Here is an 18,222-nt window from a genome sequence, read left to right as displayed (position 1 = left end):
GATAAGATGCTGAAATCAACCGAAATAACATCCGATTTGCGCTACTGTTTTTAAGGGCTGGCTATTTGAACCTACTTAATGGCTAAGTAAGACGATAATCTCATTTTTTAGATCAGGACCAAGTGGATACTTGCTTATTTGCCAATAAGTATTCTCCATCCCAAAAGCAAAGCCATCACAACTCCCATCTACTTCACCCGGGAAACCGCTGAAGATCCGCCAGAAACCAGAGTTCAGGCCTAAGCAAAGCCTTGAAAATTATTTTAAAACCTTAATAAAATAAACTTTTTTTGAATAGTTATCCAGGTGTTTATCTCTAAGCCATGGGTTATGAATTTTAAGCGTCTTATAATTCATATCAAATTTTTCTGCAAACCTCACGAAGTCGGTTACCGCTGTATCTACTTCAACGGTTTTAATGGGTTGAATTTCATAAAGATTCTTTTCCTCATAATTAAACCCAAACTCCTTAGCATTTGATAAAATGTGTTTTAAAGCGATGATTCTAAACACATATCTGGAAGTTTCCGGGTTGAGCAATAGATCGTAATAATTTTCAACCTCCTGACGTTCCAGTTCTTTAGAAATACCATAATTACCCGCATTATAGGCTGCAGCTGCAAGTGTCCAGCTTCCAAATCGCTCTTTGGATTTTTTGAGGTATTCACAGGCTACTCGTGTAGATTTTTCAATGTTATAACGCTCATCTACATTGTCATTCACTTCCAGACCATATTCTTTGGCTGTTGCCTCCATGATTTGCCAAAATCCAGTAGCGCCAGCATAAGAAACCACATGCTCCAAACCACTTTCAGCCACTGCTAAATATTTGAAATCCTCTGGAATTCCGCATTCTTTCAGGATTGGCTCTATGATTGGAAAATATTTATGAGCCCGTTTGATCAAAAGTAAAGCATTGGATTGCCAGTACGTATTCACCAGTAATTCTTTATCCAGTCGCTCTTTGATATCAGGGATTTCAAGAGGAGTGAGTTCTCCGGCAAAATCGATTTTTTCAGGAAGGTCTATGGCGTAAACATTATAGTCGTTTTTGAAATTCTTTTCTGGTCCTATACTGTTTTGATTACTTTCGGTAGCCATAAAGCTGGAGACTGTAAAATAAGTTCCTAAGGTAAGCGTGACAATCCCAAAAGCGAAAATTGTTTTTTTTAATAAAGTATCAAGTTTCATAGTGCGTTTTATAAAGTATTTTTAAGAAGCAATTTTTCCTTTCTGTATGAGTTCTGGCAAATGTTTATTAAACCATTTGTATTTTACAAGTATCATAATATGTGTTCCCTTTGGAATAACAATGCTATTTTCAATATTTTTAATAGGAAATACTAAATCCTCATCGCCATGGATATGTATAATATCCTCAATAGCCTGATCCTGATTCCAGCAGACCATTTCCTGAATGGCCCAGTTCAGATAATCTTTATCATTTACGGATAAGTACTGCTGGTAAAGTTTTAAACGCTTTCTGATCAGGTCACCCAAAGGCAGTTTTTCTATATGCGTAATATAATTTAGTAAACCTGTAGGTAACACTTTATAAATCCCGGTCGCTCTGGCAAATTTCATGCGTTTCGGCAGTTCATGTTTGGTTTTAACACTGGAAATAATGATGAGCCTTTTAACATCCAGATATTTGCTCATTTCCTGTACCAAAACCCCTCCAAAAGACACGCCGATAAGAACAACAGATTCGTCCTTTGTAATTTGCTCAGCCATCCGTTCAGCATAAGCGGAAAGCGACTCTTCTTTCTCAGGAATTATCCAGGATAACCAGATTATCTTGAATTCTTCTTTCGGCAATTCTATCCTTTCGAACACAGTTGGATTCGCTGCCATACCTGGCATCATGTATACCTTGATCACTTATGCTTTAGTTTTCATTTAACTCAAATGCAAAAATAGGTTATAAATTTATTGTTTACCTTTACAGCCTTATAAATTAATTCACAAATCAGTGCGTTTTGTAAATTAATATCAAGACCAAAATTTACAAATCTTTGACACATGGAAAAAAACTTTGAGGTAACCAAAAACGAGTTTCAAAGACAATACGAAACCAAAATTGACGGAGAGCTTCTGGCCGTTGAATTTTCTGAACACGACAGAAAGATTTTTCTTACCAAACTTACTATTCCAGAGCAGTTTATAGATTCCGAAACTCAAAACCAGTTCATAACTAAAATATTGGACAGTTTTAAGGATACGCGCTTCAAAGTAATGCCTACTTCCCCTGAAATCGCTAAATTTTTTAGAAAAAACAGGCTCAAATACAAAGATTTGCTTCCGGCAGGAATCAGTATTTAAGTCCTCCTCTAAACCCTAAATTTCATTTTAAAACATAGCTTTCAACAATTGATAAGCAAATGGTATTAAACCTCAAAATATCATTTAGATTACTTAAATTCGCGCGTTGAAATTACTATGAGAAAAAAAGAAGAATTTATTGAAGTCCTTGGAGCCAGAGTTCATAATCTAAAAGATATAGACGTTAAGATTCCCAGAAATAAACTAGTGGTCATTACTGGTTTATCAGGTTCAGGAAAATCGTCTCTTGCTTTTGATACCATTTATGCCGAAGGCCAGCGTCGTTATATCGAAACCTTCTCTGCCTATGCCCGACAATTTTTAGGGGGACTGGAACGACCAGATGTGGATAAAATTGATGGTCTTTCTCCGGTCATTGCCATTGAACAAAAAACAACCTCCAAAAGCCCCCGAAGTACCGTGGGGACAATTACAGAGATTTACGATTTCCTGAGGCTCTTGTTCGCCAGAGTCGGAACTGCCTACAGTTACAAAACCGGTGAGAAAATGGTCAGTTTTACCGATGAACAGATTCAGAATAAAATCATTGAAGATTTTAAAGGTAAAAAGGTTAATATTCTGGCACCCATTATCCGTTCCAGAAAAGGGCATTACCGGGAACTTTTCGAACAAATCGCCAAGCAGGGCTTTCTAAAGGTAAGGATTGACGGTGAAATAACAGACATTGAAAAAGGAATGAAGGTGGATCGTTATAAAATCCACGATATTGAAATCGTTGTTGATCGTCTTAAAATCGATGAGGGCATCCAAACCGACAAACGTCTCAGTGAAAGCATTGCCATTGCCATGAAGCAGGGTAATAATGTGATGATGATTCTGGAACACGATAAAGAGGACCCTAAGTTCTTTAGCCGAAATTTGATGTGTCCTACCACAGGCATCTCCTACCCCAACCCAGAGCCAAATAACTTCTCCTTCAACTCACCTAAGGGGGCCTGTCCAAAATGCAACGGCCTTGGAGAGGTTTACGAAATTAACCTTGATCGGATTATTCCAGACCCCAGCTTATCCATCAAAGCGGGTGGCATTGAACCTCACGGCAAGGAAAAGAAAAACAACTGGGTGTTCAAACAACTTCGAGCTATTGCCGAACATTTTGAATTTGACTTAACCGATCCAATTGAAACTATTCCAAAAGAAGCGCTGGAGGTTATTCTTCATGGGGGTAGTGCCAGGTTTGAGAAGTATAGCGAAACGTCTAAAGTGAGTAAATCGCTTAGCTATAATTTTGAAGGTGTCGCCAAATTCATAGAAAATACATTTCATCAAAAAGAATCTTCGGCAGCGCTCAAACGCTGGGCCAAAAAGTACATGGATAAAAAGCCCTGCGAGACCTGCAGCGGAAGCAGACTTAAAAAAGAATCACTCTATTATAAAATCGACGACAAAAACATCGCGGACATAGTTCATATGGATGTGGATGAACTGGTCTATTTCTTTAAAGATTTACTAAAAAGGCTGGGGAAAAGCGAACAGAAAATCGCAGAGGAAATCATCAAGGAGATTAAAACCAGACTTTCTTTTCTGGAAGATGTCGGTCTTAATTATCTGAACCTAAATCGGGGTTCCAAAACCCTTTCAGGTGGAGAAGCTCAGCGAATTCGGCTGGCTACACAAATCGGTTCTCAGCTCGTAGGCGTCTTGTACATTCTCGATGAACCCAGTATAGGCCTTCATCAGCGCGATAATGAAAAACTGATCAATTCCTTAGTGGCTTTAAGAGATGTGGGGAATTCCATTATCGTTGTGGAGCATGATAAAGACATGATAGAAAGAGCAGACCATGTGATAGACATCGGTCCTCATGCCGGAAAAAACGGCGGCAGAATTATAAGCGAAGGGGATCCGGAAAGCATCTTGAAACACAATACCCTAACGGCAGACTACCTTTCAGGAAAACGTAAAATTGAACTTCCTGAAAACCGAAGAAAAGGAAATGGCAAGCATCTGCATTTGATGAATGCCACAGGAAATAATCTAAAAGATGTATCCATCAAGATACCTCTAGGCAAACTCGTTGTGGTTACCGGAGTTTCGGGAAGTGGTAAATCTACCCTCATCAACGATACGCTTTATCCTGTTCTCAACAATCATTTTTTTAATGGAAAAATGGAAGCGCTTCCCCACAAAACAGTGAGGGGTCTCAAGCATTTAGATAAAGTCATAGACATTAATCAGTCGCCTATTGGAAGGACACCTCGGTCCAATCCTGCCACTTATACCGGTGTTTTTGGGGAAATACGAAATTTATTTGCCAAAACACCTGAAGCCCTTATCCGCGGTTATAAACCCGGAAGATTCAGTTTTAATGTGAAAGGAGGACGTTGTGAAACCTGTGGCGGAGCTGGTGTAAAAGTGATAGAAATGAACTTTTTACCTGATGTGTATGTCGAATGTGAAACCTGTATGGGTAAACGTTTCAACCGCGAAACCCTGGAAATACGGTTTAAAGGAAAGTCCATCAGTGATGTGCTCGAAATGACCATAAATGAAGCCACCGCTTTTTTTGAGCCAATTCCGAAAATTTACAGAAAGGTGAAGACTATTCAGGATGTTGGATTGGGATACATCACTTTAGGACAACAGAGCACTACTCTATCGGGTGGAGAAGCACAGCGGATTAAACTCGCCACAGAATTGTCTAAAATAAGTACAGGCAATACATTTTATATTTTGGATGAGCCCACTACAGGACTTCATTTTGAAGATATTCGCGTCCTGATGGAAGTTTTGCAAAAATTAGTGGATAAAGGAAACACGGTTTTGGTTATCGAACATAATATGGATGTGATAAAGCTTGCAGACTATATTTTTGATATTGGATATGAAGGCGGAAAAAAAGGGGGGCAATTGGTAGCTAAGGGTACACCTGAGCAAATCATAAAAGACAAAAAAAGCTATACAGCTCAATATTTAAAGAAAGAATTGTAACAACTAAAAAAATCATGGTAGAGAAACATCCGAAAAACTGGAACGAAATAAAAGCTAACGATAGCTGGGCCCTGTTTAAAATCATGAGTGAGTTTGTTTATGGTTATGAACGCCTTAGCGAGATTGGACCTTGTGTGACTATTTTTGGTTCTGCAAGAACAAAACCTGGCGAAAAATATTACGAACTCGCCGTGAAAGTTGCCAATAAAATTGTAGATCAGGGCTACGGGATCATTACAGGTGGCGGTCCTGGTATTATGGAAGCAGGGAATAAAGGAGCCAATCTGGGTGGCGGCACCTCTGTTGGACTCAATATCGACTTGCCTTTTGAACAGCATAATAATCCTTACATCGATTCCAACAAAAATCTTGACTTCGATTATTTTTTTGTCAGAAAAGTCATGTTTGTGAAGTATTCTCAGGGCTTTGTGGTGATGCCCGGAGGCTTTGGAACCTTAGACGAGCTCTTTGAAGCGATAACGCTTATACAGACCGGGAAAATTGACAAGTTCCCTATTATTTTAGTCGGTACAGAATTTTGGGAAGGCTTGCTGGACTGGATCAAGTCAACCTTAGCTGAAAAAGTCAGAACGGTAAGTGTAGAAGATCTCGACCTCATAGAATTGGTAGATACTGAAGACGAGGTCATTGAAATCCTGGATAAATTTTATAATCAATACGACTTAAGCCCAAACTTTTAAATTATGAATAAAACTGTACTGCTTTTTCTGATTTGTCTATACTCACAACTGAGTTTTGGACAAACAGAAATCAAAACCATGTTTTACAATGTCCTTAATTTTTCCAGTGCTCCACCAAGAGAACGCGTAGATATCTTAAATTCAATTTTAGCCACTTACGAGCCAGATTTGTTTATGGTAAGTGAGGTCGAATCCGAAGCAGACGCTCAAAATATATTGGATTACTCATTCCACTATACAACTGAAAATATTGTACAGGCTCCTTTTTTAGCCAATCCCGGAGCCTATATTAATCAGACACTTTATTACAATGCCGATATATTCAAGTTGATTTCAACCTTTCAGATAGAAACCAACTACAGAAACATAAACCATTACAGCTTTGAACTCAATACAAGTTCCAAAATAGCATTTGAAGTTTTTGTAGCCCATTTTAAGGCTTCGGGTGGCGAAATAAATGAAAATGAACGCTTATATGAAGCCCAGCAGTTTATCGACTATATCGGAAGCTTTCCTTCCAATACAAACATCCTTCTTGCCGGAGATTTTAATATGTATTCGTCATCAGAGCCGGCTTACCAGACCTTGTTGAATGGGACGACTAAACTGGATATGCAGGACCCTATAAGTTCTTCAGGAGATTGGAACAATAATACTGATTTTGCCGGCATCCACACCCAAAGTACCCGCTTAAGCAATTCTGATTTTGAAGATTATGGTGCCGGAGGAGGTTTAGATGACAGGTTTGATATCATGTTGATTTCGGATGCTATAAGCACAGATATAAACAGCATGAGTTATATCCAGGATTCTTATAAAGCCTGGGGTAACAATGGAAACTGTTTTAATGACAATATCAACAGTGTAGATTGTGGCGGCACCTATACCCAGGAATTAAGAGAATGGCTTTATGCCATGAGTGATCACCTGCCGGTGGTGATGAGTCTGAATGTAAAAGAAGATTTATTGTCCACGGCTGGATTTACTGCAGAACAACCTGTACGACTCACCGGTGGAAACCTTGTTAATGATCGCCTGGATTTAAGGTTTTCCCCTGAATACATTTCAGAAAAAGTCAGCATTTTCAATCCACTTGGACAAGAAGTTTCCTCTTTTGACGTTTCCAGTTTGGAAATAGCATTAGATGTTTCTGCGTTATCCATTGGAATGTATTACATAAAAGTTGGTCAAATACCACATACACTTAAATTTTATATAAGCCGTTGATTCAAAAATCACTTTACTTAGCCCTGCTTTTGATTTCTTTTTTGGGTTTTTCTCAAAATAAGATTTCGGCTGATATATTGACTTCTGATGACTTAAAGACGTTGAACATCACTCAAAAAATCACTTTTGAGAATACAAGTGATAAGCCCCTGAATTCGATATATCTATACGATTGGAACAATGCCTTTTCCGATAAGGAAAGTCCACTGGCCAAGCGGTATGCGCAGGAATATGTGCGCAGGTTTCACTTCGCCTCAGATGATGAAAGAGGAGGCACTCAAATACACGCTTTATCTACTCCATTTTCTAACTCCAGCTGGAAACGTGTGGAAGGACAACCCGATCTTATTGAAATTGAACTGGAAAAAGCCTTACCCCCAGGTCAGTCTGTCGATATTGATTTAAATTATAGCCTGTATGTCCCGGACTCTAATTTCACAGGTTTTGGCTGGAATCAAAGGGAGCTGATTTTAAACCAGTGGCTCATATCTCCTGCCATTTTACAGGAAGAATGGATATTATACAGCCATAAGGATCTCAACGATTATCCGCTTCAGAGACTGGATTATGACTTGACCTTTGAATTTCCAAATTCCTACAGGGTAAAATCCAGTTTTGAACACTCCAAATCGGAAAGTTCCCTTACCGGGTACAAAAAACTGAAGCTTACAGGAAAAAATTTGGCAGGGACTAAATTATATGTCAAACAGATTGACGATTTTGAGGCTGTTAAAACCGATCACGTCACTCTAATTACTAACTTAAAAGACAGTGAATTAAGACCCGAGATAGAAGCGCTCATTCTTGATAGGATCGTTTATTTTTTGGAAAATCGTTTTGGAGATTTTGATTTTGAAACCATGATGATTACTGAAGAAGATTATAATACCTCTCCTGTCTACGGACTCAATCAGTTGCCAAGTTTTATAAGGCCTTTTCCAGATGGGTTCCAATATGATATCAAAGTGCTTAAAACGCTTACGGACCAATACCTAAGGCGATCCTTACTTACCCATACCAGAAAAAACCAGTGGTTTCTGGACGCCATACTGGTTAAAGTGATGATAGATTATGTTGAAACCTATTACCCGGATGTTCACTTACTCGGCTCCTTTTCAGACTTTATCGGTATCAAATGGTTTCATGCTTCCGATTTGATGTTCAATGACAGGTATAACTTTATACATCAGACTACCATTCGACAAAATTTAGGTCAACCCGTCGATTTTCCCCAAGACAGCCTGCTTAAGTTTAATCAGAAGCTCTCCAACCCTTACAAAGGCGGTTTAGGCTTTAAGTATTTGGAAGATTACCTCGGAAAGGATATTGTTGATGAAAGCCTGAAAATTTACTTTAACAAATACAATTCGGATTTTTCCAGTCCGCAGGATTATTTCGATATTTTATCTGTTTTAACCGATAAAGATATTTCCTGGTTTTATAACAATTATCTAGGCTCTTCAAAGGATATCGACTTTAAAATCAAAAGACTCAGAAAAATAGCCGATTCACTTGAGATTAAACTCATCAATAAAACCAGAAATGCAATGCCGGTTCCGGTATATCAACTGAAGGGCGATAAGATACTATCGAAAAATTGGGTAGAGCCATTTAAAAAAGATACACTGATTTATTTGGAGGACTTGGGAAGCGATCAAATCGCACTGAATTACGAGCAGGTTATTCCTGAAATAAATATCAGAAACAATTTTAAAAGTCGTGGAAAACTTCTGAATAAACCCTTTCAATTTAGACTCCTGGAAGACATTGAAGACCCGGCCTATAATCAGTTATTTATAACTCCTGAATTTACGTATAACCTTTATGACGGACTTGCCTTAGGACCTAAATTGTACAACACCTCAGTTCTCCCAAAACAACTCAGTTTTAAGATAAACCCAAAATATGGACTAAAAAGCAATGCCGTGGTTGGAGGAGCGTCCATAGATTATACACATTTTTTAAAAGGAGAAGACCTGTTTCAGGTGCGATATGGATTGACGGGTTCAAGGTTTTCGTATAATGAAGACTTATTTTACAGACGCTATTCCGGCTATGTTGGAATGACTTACAGGCCGCAGGATTTGAGGGATAATGCCAGGCATAATCTTTTTGTGAGAACAGTCAATGTGGATCAGGATATCAATGAATTGGTAGAAACGGAAGAGCCCAATTATAATATTTTCAATATCCGATACAATTTTACTGATAAAAGTCTGGACAAGTCTTTTACATCTACTGTAGATTATCAGATCGCTCAAAAATTTAGCAAGATTTCTACAACCTTCGGCTTTCGAAAACTTTATAACAACAATCGACAAATCAATCTGCGCTTTTACGGAGGTCTGTTCTTATATAATGATGAACAGGATTCCAATTTTTTCAGCTTCGCGCTAGACAGACCAACCGATTATTTATTTGATTATAACTATTACGGACGAAGTGAAGAAAGCGGACTCTTTAGCCAGCAATTTATCATGGCTGAAGGTGGTTTTAAGTCTCAGTTTGATCAAAGGTTTGCCGATAACTGGATTGCCTCTACCAATGTAAGCACAACCCTCTGGAACTGGATATTCGTTTACGGAGATGCCGGTTTTTTCAAAAACAGCTACTCCAATCCACAATTTGTGTACGACTCAGGTATACGGCTGAGTTTTGTTGAAGATTATTTTGAACTTTACCTGCCGATTTATTCCAGTAAGGGCTGGGAAATAGGTCAGGATAACTACGATCAGCGCATTCGATTTATAGTTTCACTGGATTTATCTACCATTTTTAAATTATTTACCAGAAAATGGTACTAAAAAAAAGCAGATTCCATTTTGAATCTGCTCAATGGTTATTTATTCTTTATAAGCCCTAGCCTATCAATTTAAGAAACTCATTTCGCGTTTCCTGATTTTTGAAGGCCCCTCTAAAACCAGAGGTCGTTGTTGCAGAATTTTGTTTCTGAACGCCCCGCATCATCATACACATGTGCTGAGCCTCAATAACTATCGCCACACCTTTGGGCTGAAGAGTATCATTGATACATTCTAAAATGTCATGGGTGAGGCGCTCCTGAACCTGTAAACGCCTTGCAAAAACATCTACCACTCTGGGAATTTTGCTCAGACCTACAATCTTTCCATTGGGAATGTAGGCGATATGCACCTTGCCAAAAAATGGTAACATGTGGTGTTCGCAGAGGGAGTAGAGTTCGATGTCTTTGATCAGCACCATATCATCATAATCCTCGTCAAACATAGCCCCCAACAAAATTTTCTGAGGATCCATTTCATAACCCTGAGTCAAAAACTGCATGGCTTTCGCTGCACGTTCAGGTGTTTTTAATATGCCGTTTCTTGAGGGATCTTCGCCTATGTTTTCAAGAATGGACAAATAACTGGTTTTTATTTCGTCGACAAAAGGCTGCGCGTATTCTTCGTAAGTTTTGTAGGACATGAGTTAGGATTTAAGTTGATGACTAAACTTTTTTCTTAAGGTGGCTAATTTTGGTTCAATGATTAATTGACAATACCTGTTTTCAGTAAAGGTGTTGTAAAAATTCTGGTGCTCCTCTTCTGCGGTATAAAATTTTGAAGCCTGTGAAAGTTTAGTCACGATTTTATCTTCAAAAACGCCTTCAGACTCGAGTTCCTGAATAACAGAGAGGGCTTGCTGATGCTGTGATTCCGAATGATAAAAGATTTCACTTCTATACTGTTCACCCACATCATACCCCTGTCGGTTCAAGGTTGTAGGGTCGTGGGTAGAAAAGAATACATATAAAAGCGTCTTATAATCCACTACTTCCGGATTGAAACTTACCTGAATTGCTTCTGCATGGCCTGTTCTTCCCATGACTACTTCTCTATAAGGCGGATTTTTAATATGACCTCCCGTAAAACCTGACTTAACCTCTTCGACGCCTTCAAGTCTTTGAAAAACCGCTTCCGTGCACCAAAAACATCCGTTTGCAAAAGTGGCTAACTTTAAATTTTGATCTGACATAAATTATATTTTGTTGAACAAATTTACGTACATATTAAACAATATATTTTCATTTAAGGAAATATTAGTAGCTGATGACTTTTTTTTAATTCAGATTTTATTCTGACTTTTGAATTTCAATTTTGATTCATGATAAAGGCCAGACACATCAGCAAACATTACGGGGAGCTGAAAGTTTTAAATAACATTGATTTAGAAATTAAACAAAAAGAAATAATTTCCATTGTAGGCCCCTCCGGGGTTGGTAAAACCACCTTGCTTCAAATATTAGGGACCTTAGAACAACCCGATAAAAACGACAATTCGCTTATAGAACTTGATGGGCAAAAAATAAATGGCCTCAAAAAGAAAGCGCTGGCTAGATTCCGAAATGAAAATATCGGCTTTATATTTCAGTTTCATCAGTTACTACCGGAGTTTACCGCTTTGGAAAATATTTGTATTCCTGCTTTCATTCATAATACCTCAAGACGTGAGGCTGAAAAGCGGGCTAAAGAATTACTCGGTTTTCTGGACCTGGGCCACAGAGCAAAACACAAACCCAATGAGCTGAGTGGTGGTGAGCAACAGCGCGTAGCTGTAGCAAGGGCATTGATTAATCAACCTAAAGTCATCTTTGCAGATGAGCCTTCGGGTAATCTGGACTCTGCCTCAGCAGATAAACTGCACAATTTGTTTTTAAAACTGAGAGATGAGTTTGATCAAACTTTTGTCATTGTGACTCACAATGAAGAACTGGCCGACATGGCCGATCGAAAATTAGAAATGAAAGATGGTCAATTTGTCTAAAATTCAAGATTTAAAACCTTTTTTAGACGAAAAAGTTGAACTTTATAACCAGTTTAAATTCATCGCCACAGATCCTATTTCTATTCCTCATAAATTTCAAAAGAAAGAAGACATCGAAATTGTGGGATTTTTAATAGCGAGTATTGCCTGGGGAAACCGAAAAAGCATCCTCAATAATGGAGAAAAGCTATGTAAAATTCTACAATTTGAGCCCTATGATTTTATTATGAATCACACTGAACGCGATCTTGAAAGCTGTACAGGTTTTGTCCACAGAACTTTCAACGCAGACGATTTGAGATATTTCATCAGGGCCTTAAAATTCATTTACACCCAGCATGAGGGCTTAGAGGCTGTATTTCATAAGTACCAGGTGGAACATTCCCTACAGCCTGCCATACATGAGTTTAAATCCATTTTTTTTCAACTCGATCATGAAAAGAGAACCGAAAAGCACGTCAGCGATCCAGAAAAAAATTCAGCAGCAAAACGCATCAATATGTTTTTGCGCTGGATGGTGAGGAAAGACCCGAATGGTGTGGATTTTGGAATTTGGAAGCGTATATCACCTGCAGTGTTATCCTGTCCCCTGGATGTACATTCAGGAAGAATTGCAAGAGAACTCGGACTTCTTAAGAGATCTCAAAATGATGCCAAGGCTGTAAAAGAACTGGATGATAATCTGCGTCTGCTGGATTCTAAAGATCCTGTGAAGTATGACTTTGCATTGTTTGGCCTTGGTGCTTTTGAAAGTTTTTAACACATGGTCTTAAATCTTAATTTTTGTATATTGCAGTTCGATATTGAGATAAAATTATCCTACAAATCTTATAATGAAGATCGACCCAAATACTGAATCCCAAAGGTTAGCTGCACTAAAATCACTTAATATTTTAGACAGTTTACCCGAAAAAGAATATGACCAGATCACAAAATTAGTAGCATCCATCTGCGATACTCCTATTGCTTTGATTTCTCTTTTGGATGAAAACAGACAGTGGTTTAAGTCTAAAATCGGTATCGATCACTGTGAAACCGATAAAGATTACTCCTTTTGTAATTTAGCGATACAAGCTGAAGATGAAATCATGGAGGTGTCCGATGCTCGCTTAGATGAAAGGTTTACGCATAACCCACTGGTTGAAGGTGAAGACCAAGTCATTTTTTATGCAGGCGTTCCCCTGAGAAACAAAGATGGATACGCCTTAGGTACGCTCTGTGTCATTGACCATCAGCCGCGGACCTTATCCCAAAAACAAAAAGAAGGTCTGCTCTTTTTAGCCAATCAGGTTATCAAATTGTTTGAACTTCACTTTATCAACAGGGGTTTAAAGAAAACTCAAAAACAGCTGAAGGAAAAAAACGCTCAACTTAGAAATTTTGCAGGGGTTGTCTCTCATGATATGAAAATGCCTCTGGCCAATATGATTGTCACCATTGATGTCTTAAAGGCAAAATACAAAGACAAACTGGACGAATCGGGCCTGGAATATTTGAATAACCTCAAGAAGTCTTCCTTTCAGTTAAGTGATTATATATCCAATATTCTCACGCATTATGAGAGTGATTCCATCACCAGCAATGATGAATCCTTAGAAAAATTTGATGTACACAGCCTAGTTGAGGATATCGTGGAAATGATGGATATCGGCGATGATTGTGACATCAGATTCCCGGAAGAAAGCATCGAGATTTACACCAATAGAGTGGCCCTGGAGCAAATCCTTCTCAATTTGATAGGCAATAGCCTGAAATATAACGACAAGCCTAAAATCGAAATTGATATTGACTTTCAAAAAGAGCCTCATTTTTATAGATTTTACGTAAAAGACAATGGTATAGGCATTCCGGAAGACAAACAGAAGGAAATTTTCAATCTCTTTTCTACATTAGCCGTAAATGATAGAAAAGGGAATAAGGGAAATGGCATTGGATTATCTACTGTCAAAAAGATGATTCATAATCTGGGTGGTAAAATTTCAGTAAGTTCTGAAGAAGGACAGGGAACGACCTTCGAGTTTACCATAGAACGCACCAAAAAATTAAATTGATTTATGATTTTTGAAAAGCCAGATGTTCTTTACTTTCTCTTTTTACTTATCATTCCTATTTTAGTCCATTTATTCCGACTTAGAAAATATAAAACCACCAAATTCAGTAATGTAGCGCTGTTAAAACGCATAAAGCTGCAAGCCAGAAAAAGCGCTAAATTAAAGAAATGGCTAATCCTTACCACCAGACTTTTAGGTCTGGTTTTTTTAGTTTTGGCCTTTGCTAAACCGGTTATTCCAACTACAGAAAAGGCTCTGGAAGACCACGAAATAGTCATTTACCTGGACAACTCATATTCCATGGAATTACCGGGTAAAAATTCCTCTTTACTCGAAGAATCGAAACAAAGCCTTTGGAATCAACTCGGCGAAGATCAGAGATTTTCGCTATTTACAAATGACCAGACCTGGAACCATGTCACCAAAAGCGATATAAAAGCCGATTTCTTTTCTATTGATTTTACCCCCGTCCACCTGAGTTTTGAAAACCTGCTGCTTCAGGCAGGGTCTCTGTTTCAAAAGCAGAAGTCTTATAAAAATTTATTTATCATCTCAGATGCACTTAACTTCAAGGAGGAAGTTAACCTGAAGCCTTCCGGCGATTTTTCTCTCAATTTTATCCGTCAGCAAGCTTCTTCCCTGGAAAATTTTACTATTGCTTCTGCCCGGTTAAAAGCCAGCAACACTCGTAAAATCCTGCAGGCAGAAATTAAATCTCAGGCCGAAACTGAAAAGGATGTTACAGTCTCGCTTTTTGATGAAGGTAAACTCATAGCCAAAACAAAAGCCAGTTTTGGAAAGTCTGCGTCAGCACTTGTAAACTTTGATTTATCCAACAGAGAATTTAAAACAGGGAAACTGGAAATCGAAACCGATGGTTTATCCTACGATAACAACCTTTTTTTTAGCTTAACCGGGGAAAAGAAAATCAAAGTCCTGGCCTTAAATACAGGATCAAAAATCGGTAATTCTTTTCTGGCTTCCATTTATCAAACGGATTTGTTTGATTTCGATGCATATTCGATAGCTAATTTTGATTACTCAAAACTATCAGAAGCCAATCTTGTCATCCTTGATGAAATCACAGAGGTGAATCCCATTCTTGGCAGTCAACTGAGAGCCTTTCTAGACGCTGGTGGCAGTCTGGTGATGATTCCTGATGAATCCAATATCTCTGGGACCTATAAAGATCTTGTAGATCTGCCAAGCATTTATCAGAACTCTGTGACTGCTAAACGAGAAATAACCCGTATCAATTATGAACATCCCGTGTTTGAAAATGTCTTTTCGGAGAAAATCAAAAATTTTGACTATCCATCCACCTCAAAGGTGTTCACTATTAACACTGCCTTCACTCCTATTCTGGAGTTTAGTAACGGGCAGTCCTTTTTAGCAGAAAGGAATAGGGTGTATAGCTTTGCGTCTCCATTAAACGCAGAAATTTCGAATTTCACCAACTCTCCACTCATCGTTCCTTTATTTTATAATATGGCTATGCAAAGCAGTCCCAGTGCCCAACTCTACTCTATTCTGGGAGAAAAAAATCTCATCAGGATTAAAGCCGATCTGGGAAAAGATGAAGTTTTAAAACTTAAAAATGAAAACCAGCAGGTCATTCCTCAACAAACCCGACTTGGAAATTCCATACAGATCGATACCCGGTATCAACCTGAAACACCTGGACACTATCAGCTTGTTCAGGGAGATTCGGTTTTACTACACTTAAGTTTCAATCAGGATCGCAGCGAAAGTCAGCTCACGCCCTTAACGACAAGCAACCTGGAAGCCAACAGCTTTTCTTCTATTCAAGAAGCCTTTAATTCTTTTACAGAAGACAGGAAAATCCTTGAGCTTTGGGTTTGGATGCTTATTTTTGCAATGGGTTTCTTTGTAATGGAACTCTTAATACTAAGATTTTTAAATTAGCGCCTATGTCTTCTTTCCTTTTAAAATCTGCCAAAATTCTAGATCCAGAGAGTTCTTACCATTTACAAACCAAAGACATTTTGGTTGAGGATGGAGTGATTACTAAAATTGAAGACAGCCTTCTTAATGCCGATCAGATCCTGAGTTTTAAAAACCTGCATGTATCCTGCGGTTTTTTTGACAGCTCTGTCTCTTTTGGTGAGCCTGGCTTTGAAGAGCGAGAAACCCTTGCCAACGGTGTCATAACGGCTAGAAAATCTGGTTTTACGAGTTTTTTGCTGAACCCTAACCTCAATCCCGTCACCGACACGAATTCAGCGGTTAAGTTTTTACAGCAGCAAATCGATCCTCAGCTTATAGACATCAAACCGCTTGGAGCCTTAACCAAAGGCTTTGACGGTAAGAATCTTGCAGAACTTTATGACATGCAAATGGCCGGTGCGGTAGGGTTTTACGATTTCAAGACCCCTGTGGCGGATGCCAACCTGTTCAAAATTGCCTTACAGTATATGAAGAGTTTTGAGGGACTGCTTTTTTCTTATCCACAGGACAAATACATAGCAGGCAGGGCTCAGGTCAATGAAGATGAGTTCACTACCTATATCGGTCTCAAAGGCATACCAAATCTTGCAGAAGAACTGCAAATCGCCAGAGATCTTTACATTTTGGAATATACAGGTGGCAAATTGCATATTCCCAATCTCTCAACCAAAGCCTCCGTAGAACTGATAAAAAAGGCCAAAGCCAAAGGTCTGCAGGTCACTTGCAGCGTGGCTTTACCTCATGTATTCTTTACCAGTGATATGCTGGAAAGCTTTGACAGCAAGTACAAAATCCTTCCTCCGCTGCGTACTCAGAAAGACACTGAAGCTTTAAAGAATGCAGTGAAAGATGGGGTTATAGATATGCTAACCTGCGATCACGAACCCATGGATGAAGAGCACAAAGCACTTGAATTTGAAAATGCGAGTTACGGCAGCATTGGCCTGGAATCTGCATTTTCAGTGGTCAACACCTTATTTGGTGCCGAAAAGGCTTCAGAATTATTAACCAAACCCAAAACGAATTTCGGATTACAAACCTCTAAAATTGACCTTAAGCAGCGGGCGGATTTAAGCTTGTTTGACCCGGATTCAGAATATACATTTCAGAAACAGCATATTTTTTCAAAAACCAAAAACAGTATATTTCTCGGCGAAAGTCTGAAAGGAAAGGTATTTGGAAGTATTTATAACGACTCGTTCTATGAAAATTAAACAGGAAAGAAGCGGAAAAACCGCAGCCATAGTAGCCTATTTTACCATTTTCGGAAGCATTCTGGCCTTGTTCCTGAACAGCGATGAAAACAAGCATGAGTTTGCAAGTTTTCACATCAGACAGGCGCTGGGTATCAACTTGCTCATCATCTTTTTTGGTGTAATCATCAACGGATTGTATGATAGCCTGAGCGAACTTCAAAATATGATGATTGGCTCTGCTTTTTATCTGGCTTATTTTATCCTTTGGATTTACGGCTTTATTGGCGCTGTTTCCGGTAAAGAAAATAAAGTTCCCCTGATTGGAAACCTGTGTCAAACCATTTTTAAAAAACTGACTTAATGACAACTAAAGATTTATCTCTGACGCACCTGATAAGACCTTCAAGCTTATCAGGAAATGCGCCACTTCTACTCATGCTTCACGGTTACGGAAGCGACGAAAACGATTTGTTTTCGTTTGCCAGTGAATTGCCCGAAGACTATATGATTATTTCCCTGAAAGCGCCTTATGCGCTCCAACCGATGGGCAATGCCTGGTACGCGATTAATTTTGATGCGCAACAGGGAAAATTCAGTGATGTGGAGCAGGCAATCAAATCCAGAGACCTGGTCAAGACCTTTATTGAAGAAGCCCTTGAAGCCTATCCTATTGACCCTGATGACATTACCTTGCTTGGTTTTAGTCAGGGAACCATTTTGAGTTTTGCTTTAGGCCTCTCCTATCCTCATCTGGTGAAAAATATCATAGGCCTTTCGGGATATGTGGATCCCAGTATGCTAAAAGCAGGCTATGAATCCAATGATTTTAGCCATCTGAAGATTTATAATTCTCATGGTAGCGCAGACCAGGTTATTCCTGTGGAATGGGCTAGAAATAATAAGCCCTTTCTAAAAAAACTGGATATTGACCTGACCTATGAAGAATATCCCGTAGGGCATGGCATCAATCCTCAAAATTTTCAAAGTTTCAAAAACTGGCTCAGGAAACAAAACAATTAATTT

At 38.7% G+C, this 18,222-nt stretch carries 16 protein-coding genes; 12 read left to right on the top strand and 4 right to left on the bottom strand.

Features of this window, described 5'->3' with window-relative positions:
- Window positions 1-258: 258 nt before the first annotated feature.
- Together G3567_RS08790 and G3567_RS08785 are read right to left on the bottom strand one after the other, a co-directional pair.
- The gene (locus tag G3567_RS08790; protein WP_164004957.1) at window positions 259-1,191 is read right to left on the bottom strand and encodes a lytic transglycosylase domain-containing protein; all 933 of its coding nucleotides are present in this window, start codon (window positions 1,189-1,191) and stop codon (window positions 259-261) included.
- Between the two features lie 21 nt (window positions 1,192-1,212).
- Window positions 1,213-1,863, bottom strand: coding sequence for an alpha/beta hydrolase family protein (locus G3567_RS08785; RefSeq protein WP_205521210.1), 651 nt, complete (start codon window positions 1,861-1,863; stop codon window positions 1,213-1,215).
- A gap of 159 nt (window positions 1,864-2,022) precedes the next feature.
- Here G3567_RS08785 and G3567_RS08780 point away from each other — a divergent pair, with 159 nt between their 5' ends.
- From G3567_RS08780 to G3567_RS08760, 5 genes are all read left to right on the top strand, one after another.
- Entirely contained in the window at window positions 2,023-2,322 is a 300-nt protein-coding gene (locus G3567_RS08780; protein WP_164004956.1) for a GNAT family N-acetyltransferase, read from the top strand.
- A 117-nt stretch (window positions 2,323-2,439) separates the two neighbouring features.
- Window positions 2,440-5,274 (top strand): excinuclease ABC subunit UvrA, encoded by a 2,835-nt coding sequence (gene uvrA / locus G3567_RS08775; protein ID WP_164004955.1) that lies wholly within the window; start codon window positions 2,440-2,442, stop codon window positions 5,272-5,274.
- A 14-nt stretch (window positions 5,275-5,288) separates the two neighbouring features.
- Window positions 5,289-5,975, top strand: coding sequence for an LOG family protein (locus G3567_RS08770; protein ID WP_164004954.1), 687 nt, complete (start codon window positions 5,289-5,291; stop codon window positions 5,973-5,975).
- Between the two features lie 3 nt (window positions 5,976-5,978).
- On the top strand, window positions 5,979-7,202 hold the full coding sequence (locus G3567_RS08765) for a hypothetical protein (RefSeq protein ID WP_164004953.1): 1,224 nt from the start codon (window positions 5,979-5,981) through the stop codon (window positions 7,200-7,202).
- Window positions 7,199-10,006, top strand: a complete 2,808-nt coding sequence (locus G3567_RS08760; RefSeq protein WP_164004952.1) for a gluzincin family metallopeptidase — start codon at window positions 7,199-7,201, stop codon at window positions 10,004-10,006. The genes G3567_RS08765 and G3567_RS08760 overlap by 4 nt, the downstream gene beginning before the upstream one ends.
- Before the next feature lie 55 nt (window positions 10,007-10,061).
- On the opposite strand, the gene folE is transcribed toward G3567_RS08760, so the two are convergent.
- Together folE and msrA are read right to left on the bottom strand one after the other, a co-directional pair.
- Entirely contained in the window at window positions 10,062-10,646 is a 585-nt protein-coding gene (gene folE, locus G3567_RS08755; protein WP_164004951.1) for a GTP cyclohydrolase I FolE, read from the bottom strand.
- Between the two features lie 3 nt (window positions 10,647-10,649).
- The gene (msrA, locus tag G3567_RS08750) at window positions 10,650-11,195 is read right to left on the bottom strand and encodes a peptide-methionine (S)-S-oxide reductase MsrA (RefSeq protein WP_164004950.1); all 546 of its coding nucleotides are present in this window, start codon (window positions 11,193-11,195) and stop codon (window positions 10,650-10,652) included.
- A 129-nt stretch (window positions 11,196-11,324) separates the two neighbouring features.
- Here msrA and G3567_RS08745 point away from each other — a divergent pair, with 129 nt between their 5' ends.
- The 7 genes from G3567_RS08745 to G3567_RS08715 all read left to right on the top strand — a co-directional run bounded on the left by G3567_RS08745 (window position 11,325) and on the right by G3567_RS08715 (window position 18,219).
- The gene (locus G3567_RS08745; protein WP_164004949.1) at window positions 11,325-11,984 is read left to right on the top strand and encodes an ABC transporter ATP-binding protein; all 660 of its coding nucleotides are present in this window, start codon (window positions 11,325-11,327) and stop codon (window positions 11,982-11,984) included.
- A complete protein-coding gene (locus G3567_RS08740) occupies window positions 11,968-12,744 on the top strand; it encodes a TIGR02757 family protein (RefSeq protein ID WP_164004948.1) in 777 nt (258 codons plus the stop codon). Before G3567_RS08745 ends, G3567_RS08740 begins: the two co-directional genes overlap by 17 nt.
- A gap of 73 nt (window positions 12,745-12,817) precedes the next feature.
- Window positions 12,818-14,035 (top strand): sensor histidine kinase, encoded by a 1,218-nt coding sequence (locus G3567_RS08735; protein ID WP_164004947.1) that lies wholly within the window; start codon window positions 12,818-12,820, stop codon window positions 14,033-14,035.
- A gap of 3 nt (window positions 14,036-14,038) precedes the next feature.
- On the top strand, window positions 14,039-15,961 hold the full coding sequence (locus tag G3567_RS08730) for a BatA domain-containing protein (protein WP_164004946.1): 1,923 nt from the start codon (window positions 14,039-14,041) through the stop codon (window positions 15,959-15,961).
- Window positions 15,962-15,966: 5 nt separating this feature from the next.
- The gene (locus G3567_RS08725) at window positions 15,967-17,217 is read left to right on the top strand and encodes a dihydroorotase (protein ID WP_164004945.1); all 1,251 of its coding nucleotides are present in this window, start codon (window positions 15,967-15,969) and stop codon (window positions 17,215-17,217) included.
- Window positions 17,207-17,560, top strand: coding sequence for a hypothetical protein (locus G3567_RS08720; protein ID WP_164004944.1), 354 nt, complete (start codon window positions 17,207-17,209; stop codon window positions 17,558-17,560). The genes G3567_RS08725 and G3567_RS08720 overlap by 11 nt, the downstream gene beginning before the upstream one ends.
- Entirely contained in the window at window positions 17,560-18,219 is a 660-nt protein-coding gene (locus G3567_RS08715; protein WP_164004943.1) for an alpha/beta hydrolase, read from the top strand. The genes G3567_RS08720 and G3567_RS08715 overlap by 1 nt, the downstream gene beginning before the upstream one ends.
- The last annotated feature ends 3 nt before the right edge of the window (window positions 18,220-18,222 follow it).

It is taken from the genome of Psychroflexus aurantiacus, from assembly GCF_010820555.1.
Lineage (GTDB): Bacteria > Bacteroidota > Bacteroidia > Flavobacteriales > Flavobacteriaceae > Psychroflexus > Psychroflexus aurantiacus.
This window is presented reverse-complemented; position numbering and strand designations above follow the sequence as displayed.

Bases quoted from the DNA above. Each gene is read 5' to 3' on its own strand.
- G3567_RS08740 (WP_164004948.1), top strand. From the start codon at position 11,968: ATGGTCAATTTGTCTAAAATTCAAGATTTAAAACCTTTTTTAGACGAA.
- G3567_RS08725 (WP_164004945.1), top strand. From the start codon at position 15,967: ATGTCTTCTTTCCTTTTAAAATCTGCCAAAATTCTAGATCCAGAGAGT.
- G3567_RS08765 (WP_164004953.1), top strand. From the start codon at position 5,979: ATGAATAAAACTGTACTGCTTTTTCTGATTTGTCTATACTCACAACTG.
- folE (WP_164004951.1), bottom strand. From the start codon at position 10,646: ATGTCCTACAAAACTTACGAAGAATACGCGCAGCCTTTTGTCGACGAA.
- G3567_RS08745 (WP_164004949.1), top strand. From the start codon at position 11,325: ATGATAAAGGCCAGACACATCAGCAAACATTACGGGGAGCTGAAAGTT.
- msrA (WP_164004950.1), bottom strand. From the start codon at position 11,195: ATGTCAGATCAAAATTTAAAGTTAGCCACTTTTGCAAACGGATGTTTT.
- uvrA (WP_164004955.1), top strand. From the start codon at position 2,440: ATGAGAAAAAAAGAAGAATTTATTGAAGTCCTTGGAGCCAGAGTTCAT.
- G3567_RS08735 (WP_164004947.1), top strand. From the start codon at position 12,818: ATGAAGATCGACCCAAATACTGAATCCCAAAGGTTAGCTGCACTAAAA.
- G3567_RS08790 (WP_164004957.1), bottom strand. From the start codon at position 1,191: ATGAAACTTGATACTTTATTAAAAAAAACAATTTTCGCTTTTGGGATT.
- G3567_RS08730 (WP_164004946.1), top strand. From the start codon at position 14,039: ATGATTTTTGAAAAGCCAGATGTTCTTTACTTTCTCTTTTTACTTATC.
- G3567_RS08785 (WP_205521210.1), bottom strand. From the start codon at position 1,863: ATGCCAGGTATGGCAGCGAATCCAACTGTGTTCGAAAGGATAGAATTG.
- G3567_RS08720 (WP_164004944.1), top strand. From the start codon at position 17,207: ATGAAAATTAAACAGGAAAGAAGCGGAAAAACCGCAGCCATAGTAGCC.
- G3567_RS08715 (WP_164004943.1), top strand. From the start codon at position 17,560: ATGACAACTAAAGATTTATCTCTGACGCACCTGATAAGACCTTCAAGC.
- G3567_RS08780 (WP_164004956.1), top strand. From the start codon at position 2,023: ATGGAAAAAAACTTTGAGGTAACCAAAAACGAGTTTCAAAGACAATAC.
- G3567_RS08770 (WP_164004954.1), top strand. From the start codon at position 5,289: ATGGTAGAGAAACATCCGAAAAACTGGAACGAAATAAAAGCTAACGAT.